A 15,631-nucleotide genomic window follows, 5' to 3' on the forward strand; every position below is an offset into this window, starting at 1 on the left:
CGGTCGTCAGGCCGGAGTGGACGGCGCGCAGGAACCGCGTGCACGTGATACATGCTGCACCGAGCGCCGGCCGCGCCCACATGGCGGCTGCGCAGTCGTTTTATTCGCTGCTCTCAGTGGGCTGTCGGTAACGGCGGTACTGCGGTCGGCTTGCCATCGGCGCCGAGCGCAATCATCACGAAATGCCCGCGCGTACACAGCTCTCGCGCGCCGCTGAGCAGGTCTTCGGCGATCAGTTCCACTTCCACCTTGATCGAGCTGCGCCCCACCGACACCACGCGGGCGATGGTTTCCACCATCTGGCCCTGGCGGATCGGCAATTTGAAGTCGACTTGATCCGAACGCGCGGTCACCACGGCGCGCCGCGCGTAGCGCGAAGCCGCCAGAAACGCCGCCTTGTCCATCCACGCCAGCGCCTGGCCGCCGAACAGCGTGCCCATGTGATTGGTATGGTTGGGGAACACGATCTCGGCCATGCGGGCTTCGGTCGGTGGATTTGCGCGACTGTCGGGCATCAAAGTGTCTCCAATGAACCTGAGCGCAGGCCTTGCATGTTGCCGGTGCGTGCTTGCCTGCGTTTGCGAATGACGCGCCGTGCAACCGCAGAAGCAGCTGCAACCAGTTAGAGGCTAGTCTTCACCGCTGCTTCCACCTGCGCCGGTGACTGGAATCCGGGCAAACGCACAACTTCCGCACCGTCCTTGAACAAGGCCAGGGTCGGTGTCTGCCGCAAGCCCAGGCCACGGAAGAACTCCTCGCCCACCACTTCCAGCTTGACCTTGAGAAGTGCGACGCCTGCGGCGTCCTCGCTCGCAGCGAACTTGGTCAGCGACATGTCGAGCATCTTGCAGCCCGGGCAATTGTCCTTGTAGTAATCGACGAGCAAGCGCGGATGCGCGGCCAGGGCGGCAGCGTAGTCGTCAGGCGTGGAGGCGTGGAGAGTTTGCATGGGGGGATGTCTCTGTACAGGCAAGAATGTGGTCGGTCCAGCGTTGAATCTTAGTGGCGTCGCGTTCGCCGTGGGGCATTTGTTCGATCTCCAGCCGCGGGTAGCGCGTACCGAAGAATGCTGCGATGCGCCGGGCCGCACCGCAGTAGTTCTCCTCGCCCCACTGCGTCTCGCCGGTGCCGAACACCGCAAGGCGTTCCGGCTTACCGACCGCGGCAACGAGCTGTTCGATGAAGCGTTTCATTTCCGGCGGCGTACGCCCGGCGTTGATGCTCCAGCTGCCGAGGATATAGAGATCGTGCTCTGCGCCATCGGGACATGCCTGCGCTAGCGTCTGGATATCGGCATCGATCCAGGTGACCACATGCCCCAGTTCCTCGCAGCGCGCACGGATCGCGCGCGCGACATCGCGCGTGTTGCCGCTGAGCGAGGTGTGGGCGAGGAGGATGCGCATGGGGTCAACTCAAAATAAACGTCGATGTACATCAGTCCGATGTTGGCATAGGACAAGACTTTGAGCCCTGGAATATGGAAACCGCCTTTGCTCTCATCTCCGGACCGCAGAACTCATGCATATCTAGCATTTCAATCAATGCATCAACCTGCGCCTCACTTCGGCTTTGCAACGCCAGAAGCTTCTCAATCTGCTCTTTAGAAAGGTATTTGCCAATATATGCGTAAGGATTAGCATCCTTTGGAGCGTGTGTGAGGAGCATGTTCCAAAGTAATTTTTTTCGAATTCCGCGAAGGACCCGCTTATAATAAAGGTAAGGCTGATATGTCTCAGCATACCGAGAGAGAACCTCGCCCCAATGCCAAGAGTAAAACCTGTGGACGCACTTTCGATACTGAGAAAAAATATGGCGAACATCAACCGGGTCGGAAGATTTTGCTATGTACTCTTTAGCACCGGTATTCCAACCAGTCCATCTAAAAAGCTCTTTCTGCGTTATGAAAAATCGGACTTCACGTGCTCTAGTCTCAAAATCATGGATGATGTTCCAGTTAGCTTCCGCAACTCTCCAGTGCGTGTTGTAGTTCCGAAATCCCTGAAGAAATGCATGAAGACCGCTAGGGAACACTTCCCCCTTTTTATCGAGGTAGCCATTAACCGGATACTTTTCTTGGAAAGAACGCGCGTGATCAACCAGAGTCATTAGAGAGGAAGTGCAATTGAAAATGCACTTTTTCACCTCTCTCGTGTGGTTATCAGCTTGACTGGAGTTAACTTGTCGCCAAAAAGCGGCATCCCTACTGCGATCCGCAAAAACGCTTATCTCATCGAATAGTTCCGTCGCGGACTGCTGAAAGATCCATATTGTGTCTTGTAGATCACTCAGCGAGCGCCACAATTGACCACCTGCGGTTTCATCAATAACTTCTGGCGTTCTTACGAAATTTTTAAAGTAAGCCTCCTCGATCACTTCGCGAGACCAAGGCTGCGACTCGTTCTCAAGTAGGCTTAACTCTGTTGATAGCATGACCTGTCGTCCCTGCTGTGCGTGTGCACAGATTTATCGGTTACAAATCATCAAACCCGTTATCCGAATTGGTCTTCTTGTAAGACGCATTCCGCATCTCGAAGAAATCGGTCTTGGTCTCGGTGAAGTTGTCGGCGTAGGCCTTGATCCACGGCATCACGTTGTCGTTGGCGCCTTCGTACAGTTTCTCGATGCCGAGCATGCCGGCCATCTTGTTGGCGCGGTACTTCACGTAGCGGATCATCTCGTCCACGTCGATGCCGTCGATGCCGTCCAGCACTTCGGCAGTCCACACCGTTTCCAGGTCGATCGCGTGTTCAAAGGCCTTGTGCACGTAGTCGGTGAGCTGGTCGCCCTGCAGCGCCTGGTTCTCGCCGATGATGGCGCGAATCAGTTCGCTGATGAACTTCGAATGCGCCAGTTCGTCGCGGTTGATGAAGCTGATGATCTTGCCGGTGCCGGTCATGCGGTTCTGGCGGACCAGGTTGTAGAAATACGCAAAGCCGGAATAAAAGTTGATGCCTTCCAGGATCGAGGACTGGATCAACGCGCGGATCAGCGTTTCGGCCGTCTTGTCGCGCATGAAGTCTTCGTAGGCGCCCATGATCGGCGCATTGCGCTTGATGATGGTCGGGTGCGTGCGCGCGATTTCGAACACGCGGTTCTGGTCGGCCAGACCGGTGATCGAGGCCAGCACGTAGCTGTAGCTCTCGTTATGAATCACTTCCTGCTGGCCGATGATGGCGGCATTGGCATGCGCGGCCGGGTCGGTGATGTATTCGGCGACGTTGTAGATGAAACGCGTCTGCGGCGAATCCAGCGTGGCCAGCAAACCGATGATCGAATCGTAGGCATTCTTTTCGCGCGCCGACAGCTCGTTGTACTGGCGCGCGTCGCCCTTCATGTCCACCTCGTCGGGGATCCAGAAGTTGGTCGACAGTTCCTTGTAGGCCCGATAGAAAGACGGGTACGGAATGTCGTTCCAATTAAGGATGCCCGAGGTCTGACCATTGATGATGCTGGTCGAACGGTTCGGGTGACGCGGCTCAAGAATTTTGATGCGTTCAAGCGGTGTTGCGGACATGGTTTCTACTCGTGTTTCAGGCGTCGCACACGCGTACAGCAGGGACGACGGCAACAATCGTTCTGGAGGAAAGCCCCCTGAGTCAGGGGGCGCGCCGAAGGCGCAGGGTGTGGATGCTGGTGAAGCAGGGTCCACGGTTCGCAACGCGAACCGTGGAAGCGAAGCGCGAATGCGCTTAGCTACTGCACCACTCACACTCACTGATGTCGATGTCGTTGGAACGCACGTAGTACGTGGTCTTCAACCCTTCGCGCCAGGCCGTCATGTGCAGGTCCAGCAGCGTGCTCGCACGGATGGTGCTGGGCACGTAGAAGTTGAAGCTGATCGACTGGTCCACGTGACGCTGACGACGGGCGTTCTGGCGCACGCTGGCGAACTGGTCGACCTTGTAGGCGCCCTTTTCGTAGTACGGCCAGGTTTCCAGCGACAGGCCAGGCGCGGCAACCGGACGCCGGAAGTCCTTCTTTTCTTCGTAGTAGAACGCGCTGTAGATCGGGTCGATTGAGGCGGTGGAACCGGCAATCTGCGCGGTGCTCATGTTCGGTGCAACCGCCAGCATCCACGCATTGCGCACGCCATTGACCGCCACCTGGGCCGACAGTTCCAGCCATTGCGGGCTGTTGTAGTCGCGTGCACGGAAGTACTCCCCGTTGTGCCAGTCGCTGCCGCGGAACACGCTGTAGGTGCCCTTTTCCTTGGCCAGCTCCATGCTCGCCTGGATGGTCAGGTAGTTGATGCGCTCATACAGCTCATCGCTGTAATCCTCGGCTTCCTTGGCATTCCAGTGGATGGCCTTCTGCGCGAGCAGATGATGCCAACCGAAGGTGCCAAGACCAATCGCGCGGTATTTCTGGTTGGTGATGGTGGCCTGCGGTACCGGCAACTGGTTCAGATCGATCACGTTGTCGAGCATGCGCACCTGGATCGGGATCAACCGTTCCAGCACGTCGGCGCCCAGCAGATCGGCCTGGTCGGCCTGCACTGTGATCGCGCGGCCCAGGTTGATCGAAGACAGGTTGCACACGACGAAGTCGCCCGCCTTCTTGGTGGTGACGATCTGATTGCCGCTGATGATCTCCTGCATCATCCGCGTCGGGCTCATGTTCTGCAGGATCTCGGTGCACAGGTTGGACGAATAGACCATGCCCTCGTGCTTGTTCGGGTTCTTGCGATTGACTTCATCGCGATAGAACATGAACGGATTGCCGGTTTCCAACTGGCTGACCATGATGCGCTTGAAGATTTCGATCGCCTTGACCGTCTTGCGCGTGATGCGCTCGTCGGCGACGACTTCTTCGTACTTGCGGCGGAAGCTGCTGTTGGCGTCGCCCTTCTTCTCGTCGTAGAAATCCTGCAGATACCAGCCCTTGATCCGCTTCACTTCGTGCGGGTCGAACAGGTACCAGTCGCCGCGACGCTCGACCGCTTCCATGAACAGGTCGGGGATGCACACCGAGGTGAACACGTCGTGCGCGCGCAGACGCTGGTCGCCGTTATTCAGGCGCAGGTCCAGGAACGCTTCGATGTCGCGGTGGAAGATGTCCAGATAGACCGCGATGGCGCCCTTGCGCTGGCCCAGCTGGTCCACCGACACGGCGGTGTTGTTGAGCTGCTTGATCCACGGCACCACGCCGCCGGACGAGTTGGACACACCACGGATCGCCGAGCCCGACGAACGCACATAGCCCAGGTAGGCGCCCACGCCGCCGCCGTGCTTGGACACGCGCGCCACGTCGGTGTTGGAGTCGTAGATACCCTGCAGGCTGTCGTCGACGGTGTCGATGAAGCAGCTGGACAGCTGGCCGCCGACCTTGCCGGCATTGGCCAGCGTCGGCGTTGCCACCGTCATGTAGAGGTTGGACAGCGCCCAATAAGCCTCGCCGACCAGCTGCATGCGGCGCTCGCGGCTGCCCTTGCCGGTGCCGATCTCGTCCTGCATCAGGTACAGCGCAATCGTCAGCCAGCGCTCCTGCGGCAGTTCGAACACGCCACGCGAGCTATCGGTGGCCAGGTAACGCGTGGCCAGCAGGTACAGGCCGTTATAGGCGAACAGCTTGTCGCGCTCGGGCTCGATCATCTTGCCGGCTTCGATCAGTTCGTCCTTGGAATAGCGGCGCAGGATGTCGTTGGAATAGACATTGCGGTCGGCCAGGCTTTCCTGCAGGCCGACGAACGAGCCGTACTTCTGGCTGGCGTCGTAGAAACGGTTGCGGCTGGCGCGCTTGTACAGGCGGCGCAGGTACAGACGCGCAGCGAAGTGTTCCCACTCCGGGGTGGTCAGATCGACGCGGGCTTCGGCCTCGCGGATCAGGTGGTCGACCAGGTCGTCGGCGTTGACGCTGTCCTTGCGCTCGACAAAGCCGAACACCGAGCGCTTGTAGTCAGCCACGTCCAGCTGCGGGAACTCGGCATGGATCTGGTCGATGGCGCGATTCAGGCGCTCCGGCTCGAACGGAATCTTGCGATTGCCCGCTTCTTTCGTAATCCAGGTAGAGACGTTTTGTTCTTCGATGGTCTGTGCGTGCATTGCAATGGCTTGGCGGGGCGGCGGCACGATGTCCGACGGGTCGATCAATTCCGGCGCGCAGGCGGGCGCGGCAACGCTGGTGGGTGTTGCGGTACCGGCGGCGATCGCGGCAAGGGTGTCGTTGGTGGTCATGCGTCCTCCATGCGTAGGCACACGAACCTGCCGGAGAGCAGGCGACAGCCGAGCGGCGTCCAGACGGCATTGGCGACACGCCACGCACAGCGCGCAGGCCATCGCCCGCGGCGGCATCATCCACCAATGTCCCTGAACTCCCACGGCCGCCATCACGCGGTGTGCTGTCGCATGATGGTGTTTTGGTGGCAACGCGCTGCCGTCATCGGGCCGGAAGCGACCGCGGCAATGCCGGGGCGCGTACAGGTCGCTGAGATGGGAGCCGCAGGCGACATTGCGCTTGCGCGTCGCCTTCGTCTAAACGGTGCCACTTGGTGGCGGTCACCACCGAACCCCAAGATAGTGGGGTACCCCCGGGGGGTCAACACCAAATATGCCAAAATTGCGGTGAGCCTTGCAGGACAACGGGCTGCGCTGACGAGCGGTCGCTTCGCGCAGCGGAAGGACGCATACGACTGCGCAGGTCAAGTCAGGAGGGTCCTGATCCGCGAACCGCATTCACCCGCCGTCGACACCAAGCATGCTAGCGATCGCGCTTTTTAAGCTGCCGCCCGCCTTATCCGGTGTCGCCGGCCTTGCAGCAGAGGCACCACCTTGCCGGTGACCTCTCAGATCTCGGTCGGCCCGAGATGGTGGCGCTTGCGGTAGCGGATCGACGACCACACCGAGGCGGCGATGAAGGCCACGCCGATCAGGCCGGTCAGCACTTCCGGCACGTGGTAGACGGTGCCCACCAGCATGATGATCGCCAGCACGCCGATGGCGTAGTGGGCGCCATGCTCCAGGAACACGAACTCGTCCAGGGTGCCCTTGTGCACCAGGTAGACTGTCATCGAGCGCACGAACATTGCGCCGATCGCCAGGCCCAGCATGATGATCACCACGTCGCGGGTGATGGCGAATGCGCCGATCACACCGTCGAACGAGAACGAGGCGTCCAGCACTTCCAGATACAAAAAGGCCGCAATGCCCGAACGCTTGGCCGGGCCCATGCCACCGTCTTCGCTCTCTTCGGCTTCGAACAGCGCATCCACGCTGCCGACCAGCAGATACAGCAGGATGCCGCCCAAACCAGCGAACAGCACGCTCTGGAAGATGCCATCGGGCAGGAACAGTTTGGTACCCAGCAGCACCGAAACCGCCACGATCACCGACATCGCATCGGCCTTGCCGAGCTTGCCGACCAGCCGCTCCACCGGGCCGAGCCAATGCAGCTTGCGCTCCTGGTCGAACAGGAAATTTAGGAACACCAGCAGCAGGAACATGCCACCGAAGGCGGCGATGGACGGGTAGTTGTCGGTCAGCACCTGGCTGTAGCGTTCCGGCTCCTTCAGCGCCATCTGCATCACCGGCGCCAGGCCCATGCCGGTGGCCACCGACACGATCACGATCGGGAACACCAGGCGCATGCCGAATACGGCAATCAGGATGCCCACCGTCAGGAACAATTTTTGCCAGAACGCGTTCATGTGCTTGAGCACGCCGGCGTTGACCACCGCGTTGTCGAACGACAACGACACTTCCAGCACGCTCAGCACCAGGCACAGCCACAGCGCCTGCCACAGCCCCATTGAGGTGGTGTGTCCCCACCAGGCGGCCACGCTCAGGCAGACGGCGGCAACCAACAACGACATTCTGAACTCGCGAAACATTGACACTCCCAGGCGGGCCGAGACGACAGCCGGAGCAACGGGCAAGGCGAAGCCTGGCAGATCCGGCGTGCGGTGGAGGATGGGGGACCGCGGCGTGACACAACGTCAGGCCGGGCGCGGCTCGCCCATTATAGGGAGTGTCACTGCCATCAGGGTCGCATCGTCCGGATCCGGGCGCACGCCGAAGCCCAGGCTCTGGCACATCGCCAGCATGGTGCGGTTCTCGCGCAGCACCTGGCCTTCGATCTGCTTCAGGCCCAGCCAGCACGCGTACTCGATCATGATGCGCATCAGCTGCCAGCCGATGCCGTGGCCCTTGAGGTCGGAGCGGATCAGGATGCCGTACTCGCCGCGCTCGTAATCGGCGTCGGCGTGCAGGCGCACCGCGCCGAGCATGTCGCCGGTCTTGGGGTCGATGGCCACCAGCGCGATGGAGCGGGCGTAGTCGAGCTGGGTCAGCCGGGCGATGAATTCATGGCTGAAATGTTTCACCGACTGGAAGAAGCGCAGCCGCAGGTCTTCATCGGTGACACGGGCGAAGAACGCGCGGAACAGGGCGTCGTCTTCCGGGCGCACCGGGCGCACCAGCGCGTGGGCGCCATCGCCCAGGCCGATCTGGCGCTCCCATTCTTTGGGGTACGGGAAGATCGCAAAGCGCGGATGGCCGCGGCCCTTGTGCAGCTTGCGCGCCGGCGCCACAGCCACGCGCGCATCGAGCGCGATCACGCCATCGCGGTCGGCCAGCAGCGGGTTGATGTCCAGCTCGGTGATTTCCGGGATGTCGGCGGCCAGCTGCGCCAGCTTGACCAACACCAGCGCCACTGCACGCTCGTCGGCGGCCGGCACGTCCCGGTAGGCCTTGAGGATGCGCGACACGCGGGTGCGGCCGATCAGCTCATGGGCCAGACGCAGGTCCAGCGGCGGCAGCGCCAGCTCGCGGTCGTTGATGACTTCCACCGCGGTACCGCCGCGCCCGAACACGATCGCCGGGCCGAACACCGGGTCGTCGGCAATGCCGGCGATCAGTTCGCGTGCCTTCGGCCGCAGCACGGTGGGCTGCACGATCATCCCTTCGATCACTGCATTGGGATGCGCAGCGCGCGCACGCGCCAGGATGCCGGTGGCCGCTTCGCGCACCGCCGCCACGCTGGAGAGGTTCAACCGCACGCCATCCACATCGGACTTGTGCGCAATCTCGCTGGACAACACTTTCAAGGTCACCGTGCGGCCGACCGCCAGTAGCGGGTCGGCCAGCAATGCGGCCTCGTTGGCGGTGGCGGCCACCTGCAGCGGCACGATCGGGATGCCGTAGGCGGCCAGCAGGCGATTGGTCGCGACCGGGTCCAGCCAGCGCCGGCCGGCCGCCAGGGCCTCTTCCACCAGCGCCCGCGCGATGCCGGCATCTACCACAAAGTCTTCCGGCAGGCTGGGCGGGGTCTCCATCAGCGCTGCCTGCGCCTCGCGGTAGCGCACCAGGTGGGTGAAGCCGCGGACCGCGTCCGATTCGGTGGCATAGGTGGGCACGCGCGCGGCGTTGAGCGCGGCAATCGCCGCATCGTCCTGGCCCAGCCACACTGCAAACACCGGCTTGTCGCGCTGGTAGCGGTCGCGCTGGTCCAGTGCGCGGGTCAACGCCTTGGCCGCATCGGCCGAGGAGGTGAACGCGGTGGGCACGTTGACCACCAGCAGCGCGTCGTTTTCCGGGTCGTCCAACAAGGCTTCGATCGCCGCGGCATAGCGCGCGCCGTCGGCGTCGACAATGATGTCGACCGGATTGCTGCGCGACCAGCCTTCGGGCAGCGACTGATCGAGTTTTTCCAGCGTCTTGGCCGACAACTCGGCCAGGGTGCCGCCGCGCAGCACCAACTGATCTACCGCCAACTGCCCCACCCCGCCGCCGTTGCTCAGGATGGCTAAGCGCCGGCCGGGGAAACTGCCGAGCCGGCCCAGAGTTTCGGCGGCGGCGAACAGTTCGTCCAGCGCGCCGACGCGCAAGAGGCCGGCACGCGCGAACGCGGCGCCATACACCGCATCCGAGCCGGCCAAGGCCTGCGCGTGGGTGCCGGCATTGGGATTGATGCGGTACTGCCGGCCGGATTTGACCACCACCACCGGTTTGGCACGCGCGGCGGCACGTGCGGCCGACATGAACTTGCGCGCATCGCCAATGCGTTCGACGTACAGCAGAATTGCGCGGGTGCGGTAGTCGGTGGCGAAGTAATCGAGCAGATCGCCGAAATCCACATCCAGCGTATCGCCCAGCGACACCACCGCCGAAAACCCGACCGAGCGTGCCACGCCCCACTCCACCAGCGCGGCAGCAATGGCGCTGGACTCGGAAATCAACGCCAGATCGCCGGCCTGCGGGCAATGCGCGGCGATGCTGGCATTGAGCCGCGCATGCGGGGCGATCACGCCCAGGCAGTGCGGGCCGAGGATGCGCATGCCTTTGGCACGCGCAGCGGCCTCCATGCGTGCGGCCGGCGAGCCGGGGCCACTGCCCAAACCGGCGGTCAGAATGATCGCTGCGGCCACACCGCGCCGCGCGGCGATCGATACGATGCGCGGCACGATGCGCGCCGGCGCGGTGATGACGACCAGGTCGGGCACCCACGGCAGATCGGTCAGCCGCGCCACCGTGCGCACGCCATCGATCTCGTTATAGCGCGGGCTCACCCAGCCGATCTGCCCCGGAAACCCGGCCGCGCGCAGGTTGCGCACCACCGCCCGCCCGGCCGAGCGATCACGCGGGCTGCCGCCCACCACCGCCACGGTGCTAGGACGAAAGACCTGCTGCAGGTGGTACGTACTCATCGGACCGGGGACGCGAATGCCATCGCGCTACGGTACACGCACTGGCATGCGAAGGTGCGTACAAGCATCCGCGCTGGGCCATGCTCTTGCCGGCAACGGCATGCCGTCATCCCGCTACGGCCAGGCAAGCGCTTCCGCTGCACCATGTCACGCAATCGCATCGCTGCCTGCCGGCCCTGGTCTCCCCCGAATCAACCGACCTGGCTTCGATCCGGACATGCAGCCCCGTCGCGAGAGAGTCGGCTGAACTGCCTGCAAGGGCCATTGCCACGGTGCCTTGGGCTGCGGGATAGGCCCAGAACTGCCAGAGCAAGCCGCTTACGTGACCCCCGTTGCCCAACACCCCCAGGGCTACTAGCGCTCTACGTAGTTGCCGCTTTTGTCAGTTTCAGGCGTATCTCGACCCTGCTTCGTGATTCCGTAAAGGCCACATACCCCTGTAATAACCCTCTCATTGCCTTGGCCATGTGCTTCCCAGGCGGCCTTTACAGAGCGAGGGGCATCTGACCAGGAGACGAAGTAGCCATTCCGGTCGATTGTCGAGAACGGAATTTGAGTCCATTGCTGGCAATCGATCAGGTTCTTCACGTAAGCCCAGTTGCCGTATGTGTTGGCTATGGAAATTCGTTCCCAAACGTCGATATGGGGCGGCTTTCCTTGCACAGATGGCTGATGAATTTGGATCTGATCAGACACGCCATGCCAGGCCAAATCGTTCATCAGCTGGATTCCAATGGGATTCTGCTCGCTTAGGGGCACAGCCAGAGTGGTGCTGAAGAGCGGGACCCCCCATATGGCAAGGCTCGTCAGAATCTGGGCTTTGGTGGCCATCGTTCTTCCTTGGTCTGTTACTCATTTTGCCCCCTATATGACTGGCTACTGCAACCAAGTGCAGGACATGGAGCCGCAGTCCGCCGTTTGGGGCGGTTCGGCCCGGCCGAACTGCGGCGCTGCGATGACCCACCATCCGATGCACCCCCAAGCGACACAGCGCATTGCCTCGCATGGCCAGTACCTTGCCCGGAAGGAAAACGGACTCTACAACAACGTGCCGCTCAAGATCAGCGCAGCGATGCTGAAATAGATCACCAGGCCGGTGACGTCCACCAAGGTCGCAACAAATGGCGCCGAGGCACTGGCGGGGTCGAAGCCGAAGCGTTGCAGCACAAATGGCAGCATCGAGCCGGAGAGCGAACCGAAGGTGACGATGCCGATCAGCGCGGCGCCGATGGTCAACGCCACCATCTGCCAATGCGGGCCGTAGTTGTACAGGCCGGCGGTCTGCCAGATGGTGATGCGCACGATCGCCAACACGCCCAGGATCGCGCCCAGGGTCAGGCCGGTAGGCAGTTCGCGCAGGGCCACTTTCCACCAGTCGCCCAGGCGGATTTCGCGCAGCGCCAGCGAGCGGATCAGCAGAGAGGTGGCCTGCGAACCGGAGTTGCCGCCCGAGCTCATGATCAGCGGGATGAACAAGGTCAACACCACCGCCTTGGAAAGCTCGTCCTCGAAGTGCTGCATCGCGCTGGCGGTGAGCATTTCGCCCAGAAACAGCACGCTCAACCAGCCGGCGCGCTTCTTGATCATCTGGCCGAAGCCAATCTGCATGTACGGCTTGTCCAGCGCTTCCATGCCGCCGAACTTGTGCACGTCCTCGGTGGATTCGGCGATCAATGCATCCAGCACGTCGTCCACGGTGACGATGCCAAGCACGTGGCCGCGCGCATCCACCACCGGAATGGCGAGCAGGTCGTGGCGACGGATCAGCCGCGCCACTTCTTCCTGATCCAGTGCCGGGTCCACGGTGACCGGCGGATTGACCTGCGCCACGTCCAGGATTGGTGCTTCTGGCGCGCCGGTGATCAGCCGGCGCATGGTCACCACCTGCTGCAGCACACGCGTATGCGGGTCGAGCAGATAGATCGCGTAAACCGTCTCGCGGCTGCGCTCCACTTCGCGGATGTGCTGCAGCGTGCGGCCTACCGTCCAGTCGGACGGCACGGCGACAAACTCGGTGGTCATCAGCGCGCCAGCCGTATTGGGCGGGTAGCGCATCAATGCCTGGATCGACAGCCGCGCCTCGGCGCTGAGCAGCCACAGCAGCGGCTGGCGCTGCTCGGCATCCAGACCGTGGAAGATGTCGGTGGCGCGGTCGTCGGCCATCTGCCCCAGCAGCGACGCAGCCTGCTCGGCCGGAAGCAAGGCCACCAGCGTGCTGGCATCGCGCAATTCTGGCTGCTCAAGCACCTTCACCGCACGTGGCGGCGGCAACGCGGCCAGCACCTGTGCCGCTTCGTCGCGGTCGAGGGTGTTGAGATATTCCACCGCATCGGCCGTGTTGAGCTCGGCCAGGGGTGCGGTCAGTGCTTCGACGCCTTCGGCGAGGCGCAGGGTTTCGTCGTACATGGTGGTTCGCCTGGTGACGACCGTCGTCGATGACAGCCAGCGAACCTCAAGCCTCAGGCGCGCGCCAGCTGGGTCATCGACCCGGGTCTAGGGTGACTGTCGCTGGACATGGGTAAGGACTCCAAAGGTGCGTCCCGGCCGGTGATCCGGGCGGTGGCGCGGCGCAGTCTGCGCGCATGAGTCGGCTTGGTCAATGCCCTGTGCGCAGGTCGCTTAAGTGGGCTTCCCGAAGCCGGGCGTCGCAGGTATGCATCGAGCGTGCACGCCAGCGGGATTTGGGTCAACAAGCCAGCGGCGCGGCGGGGATCGTGCCTGCGCACGGGTTGTCGCGCGCCATCAGAGGCAGGCCGACGAAGAACCCAGGGCGCCGCGGCACCGCCATGCCAGGCCAGCGTGTTAGGAGAGGCGGATGCACCGTTACCGCGACGCCCATGCCGCGGCTGACGCGCCGAGACGGAGCCGAGCCACCGGCCGTCACTGCGCTACGCTGGAAGTCAGGGGTCATTCCTACAGCCCGCTTCGCGCAACATCCCGTGCGTTACATCTGTGCATCGCCATCCACACACGCAAACGCGTTGTCGCATCGCATGCCATCGCAACCGGCATTCACCGTCGCATAGATGGCACGTGCGTGCGCGCAGGCCAGTGAGCCTGCGCGGCATAATGCGCACCTCAACGGAGAGTACGCATGCATAGCGGTGGTCTGGAACTGGCGTTGGTGCTGATGCTGGCCGCCATCGTGGCGGTGCCGGTGTTCAAGCGCTTTGGCCTGGGTGCGGTGCTGGCCTATCTGGTCGCCGGCGTGGTGCTTGGCCCGGACGGCGTGGGCGTGGTGCAGGATGCCGAACGCATCAGCGGTGCGGCCGAGATCGGTGTGGTGATGCTGCTGTTCGTGATCGGGCTGGAACTGTCGCCGGCACGCCTGAAGGTGATGCGCCATTCGGTGTTCGGCGCCGGTGCCACCCAGGTGCTGGTGACCGCAGTGATCCTGGGCGGCTTGCTGATGGCAGCTCAACTGGGCTGGAAGAGCGCGTTGATCGTCGGCGTGGCGCTGGCGCTCTCCTCCACAGCGGTGGGCCTGCAATTGCTGGCCGAGCGCAAGGCGCTCAACAGCGACTACGGGCGGCTGGCATTCGCCATCTTGTTGTTCCAGGATTTGATTGCAATCCCATTGCTGGCGGCCATCCCGCTACTTGGTGGCAGCAAGAATGACGCGCTCGAATGGCAGGACGTGGCCAAGGCCATCGCAGCACTTGCGTTGGTGATCGTGTGCGGGCGTTTTGTGTTGCGTCATCTGTTCAACGTGGTGGCGCGCACGCGCATGCCAGAAGTGTTTACCGCAAGCGCATTGCTGGTGGTGCTGGGCACCGCCTGGATCATGCAGGAAGCCGGATTGAGCGCCAGCCTGGGCGCCTTCATCGCCGGCGTGTTGCTGGCCGATTCGGAATTTCGCCACGAACTGGAATCGCAGATCGAACCGTTCGAAGGCTTGCTGCTGGGGCTGTTCTTCATCTCGGTGGGCATGGGCATCGACCTTAACCGCGTGGTCGCCGAGCCGTGGTTGATCGCGGCGGGCGTGGCGATCTTGCTGGTGGTGAAGTTCTCGCTGCTGGTCGGTATCGGCAGCGTGGCCAAACTGCCGCTGCGCAGCAGCCTGATGCTGGGCAGCGTGCTGTGGCTGGGCGGCGAATTCGCGTTCGTGGTGTTCAACGAGGCCGACCGCGTCGGCTTGCTGGAGCCGGCCAATCACGACCGGCTGGTCGCCATCGTCGGCGTGTCGATGGCGCTGACGCCGCTATTGCTGCTCGGCATGCAACGCATCCTCAACGGGCCGCTGCGCGTGCGCGCACCCAAAACCGATCGGCCGTTCGACACCATCGATGCGCAGACGCCCAAGGTGCTGGTGGCCGGCATGGGCCGCTTCGGCCAGGTGGTCGCGCGCCTGCTCACCGCGCGGCATGTGCCGTTCGTCGCGCTGGAACACAATCCCGACACGGTGGAAGACTTGCGCCGCTTCGGCAGCCAGCTGTATTACGGCGACCCCACCCGCCCCGAGCTACTGCGTGCCGCCGGTGCCGACCGCATCAAGGTGTTCGTGATCGCGGTGGACGACCCGGAAACCAACATCAAGACGGTGCGGCTGATCCGTCGCCTCTATCCGCAAGCCACCGTACTGGCGCGCGCACGCAATCGCCAACACGCCTGGAAACTGATGGATCTGGGCGCCGAACCGTTCCGCGAAGTGTTCGCCTCCAGCCTAGAGCTGAGCGAACGCGTACTGACCTCACTCGGCCTGGGTGAAGCACTCGCACACGAGCACGTCAAACGCTTCCGCCAGCATGACGAAGACCTGCTGCGCCGCCAGCATCTGGTCTACGATGACGAAGCCAAAGTGATCCAGACCTCACGCGACGCACGCGCCGACCTGATGAACCTATTCGAAGCCGACGTCAAGGCGGATGTGGATGGCGAGGCTGCACCCGCCACGCTCGATCAATGAGCTTTGGGTAGGAGCGCGCTTGCGCGCGACGAGGGGTTATCGGTAACGCCTCGTCGCGCGCAAGCGCACTCCTACAGGGATTTTCT

At 62.8% G+C, this 15,631-nt stretch carries 12 protein-coding genes; 2 read left to right on the plus strand and 10 right to left on the minus strand.

Annotation, left to right across the window (positions count from 1 at the left end):
* Window positions 1-113: 113 nt before the first annotated feature.
* From NX05_RS01020 to NX05_RS01065, 9 genes are all read right to left on the minus strand, one after another.
* Window positions 114-515 (minus strand): acyl-CoA thioesterase, encoded by a 402-nt coding sequence (locus tag NX05_RS01020; RefSeq protein ID WP_039437271.1) that lies wholly within the window; start codon window positions 513-515, stop codon window positions 114-116.
* A gap of 107 nt (window positions 516-622) precedes the next feature.
* Window positions 623-949 carry a thioredoxin family protein gene (locus NX05_RS01025; protein WP_039437274.1) on the minus strand — a complete coding sequence of 109 codons (327 nt, stop codon included), beginning with the start codon at window positions 947-949 and terminating at the stop codon, window positions 623-625.
* Window positions 921-1,403: a flavodoxin gene (locus NX05_RS01030; protein ID WP_010369834.1), complete on the minus strand. Its 483-nt coding sequence runs from the start codon at window positions 1,401-1,403 to the stop codon at window positions 921-923. Before NX05_RS01030 ends, NX05_RS01025 begins: the two co-directional genes overlap by 29 nt.
* A gap of 31 nt (window positions 1,404-1,434) precedes the next feature.
* On the minus strand, window positions 1,435-2,430 hold the full coding sequence (locus tag NX05_RS23440) for a hypothetical protein (RefSeq protein ID WP_146092214.1): 996 nt from the start codon (window positions 2,428-2,430) through the stop codon (window positions 1,435-1,437).
* Window positions 2,431-2,470: 40 nt separating this feature from the next.
* A complete protein-coding gene (locus tag NX05_RS01040) occupies window positions 2,471-3,514 on the minus strand; it encodes a ribonucleotide-diphosphate reductase subunit beta (protein ID WP_039437279.1) in 1,044 nt (347 codons plus the stop codon).
* Window positions 3,515-3,689: 175 nt separating this feature from the next.
* Window positions 3,690-6,173, minus strand: coding sequence for a ribonucleoside-diphosphate reductase subunit alpha (locus NX05_RS01045; protein ID WP_010369823.1), 2,484 nt, complete (start codon window positions 6,171-6,173; stop codon window positions 3,690-3,692).
* Between the two features lie 608 nt (window positions 6,174-6,781).
* Entirely contained in the window at window positions 6,782-7,825 is a 1,044-nt protein-coding gene (locus tag NX05_RS01055) for a DUF475 domain-containing protein (RefSeq protein WP_017112277.1), read from the minus strand.
* 105 nt (window positions 7,826-7,930) lie between these two features.
* The gene (locus NX05_RS01060; protein ID WP_039437282.1) at window positions 7,931-10,639 is read right to left on the minus strand and encodes a bifunctional acetate--CoA ligase family protein/GNAT family N-acetyltransferase; all 2,709 of its coding nucleotides are present in this window, start codon (window positions 10,637-10,639) and stop codon (window positions 7,931-7,933) included.
* A gap of 354 nt (window positions 10,640-10,993) precedes the next feature.
* Window positions 10,994-11,470 (minus strand): hypothetical protein, encoded by a 477-nt coding sequence (locus NX05_RS01065; RefSeq protein WP_039437285.1) that lies wholly within the window; start codon window positions 11,468-11,470, stop codon window positions 10,994-10,996.
* Between NX05_RS01065 and NX05_RS23445 the strand changes: the two genes are divergently transcribed.
* Window positions 11,463-11,723 (plus strand): hypothetical protein, encoded by a 261-nt coding sequence (locus tag NX05_RS23445; protein ID WP_124943929.1) that lies wholly within the window; start codon window positions 11,463-11,465, stop codon window positions 11,721-11,723. The genes NX05_RS01065 and NX05_RS23445 overlap by 8 nt on opposite strands.
* Here NX05_RS23445 and mgtE read toward each other — a convergent pair.
* Window positions 11,678-13,045 (minus strand): magnesium transporter, encoded by a 1,368-nt coding sequence (gene mgtE, locus NX05_RS01070; protein WP_010369813.1) that lies wholly within the window; start codon window positions 13,043-13,045, stop codon window positions 11,678-11,680. The two genes, NX05_RS23445 and mgtE, sit on opposite strands and share 46 nt — an antisense overlap.
* A gap of 688 nt (window positions 13,046-13,733) precedes the next feature.
* Here mgtE and NX05_RS01075 point away from each other — a divergent pair.
* Window positions 13,734-15,545 (plus strand): monovalent cation:proton antiporter-2 (CPA2) family protein, encoded by a 1,812-nt coding sequence (locus NX05_RS01075; RefSeq protein WP_010369808.1) that lies wholly within the window; start codon window positions 13,734-13,736, stop codon window positions 15,543-15,545.
* Window positions 15,546-15,631 lie beyond the last annotated feature (86 nt).

The sequence above is a fragment of the Xanthomonas vasicola genome, from assembly GCF_000772705.2.
GTDB classification, from domain to species: domain Bacteria; phylum Pseudomonadota; class Gammaproteobacteria; order Xanthomonadales; family Xanthomonadaceae; genus Xanthomonas; species Xanthomonas vasicola.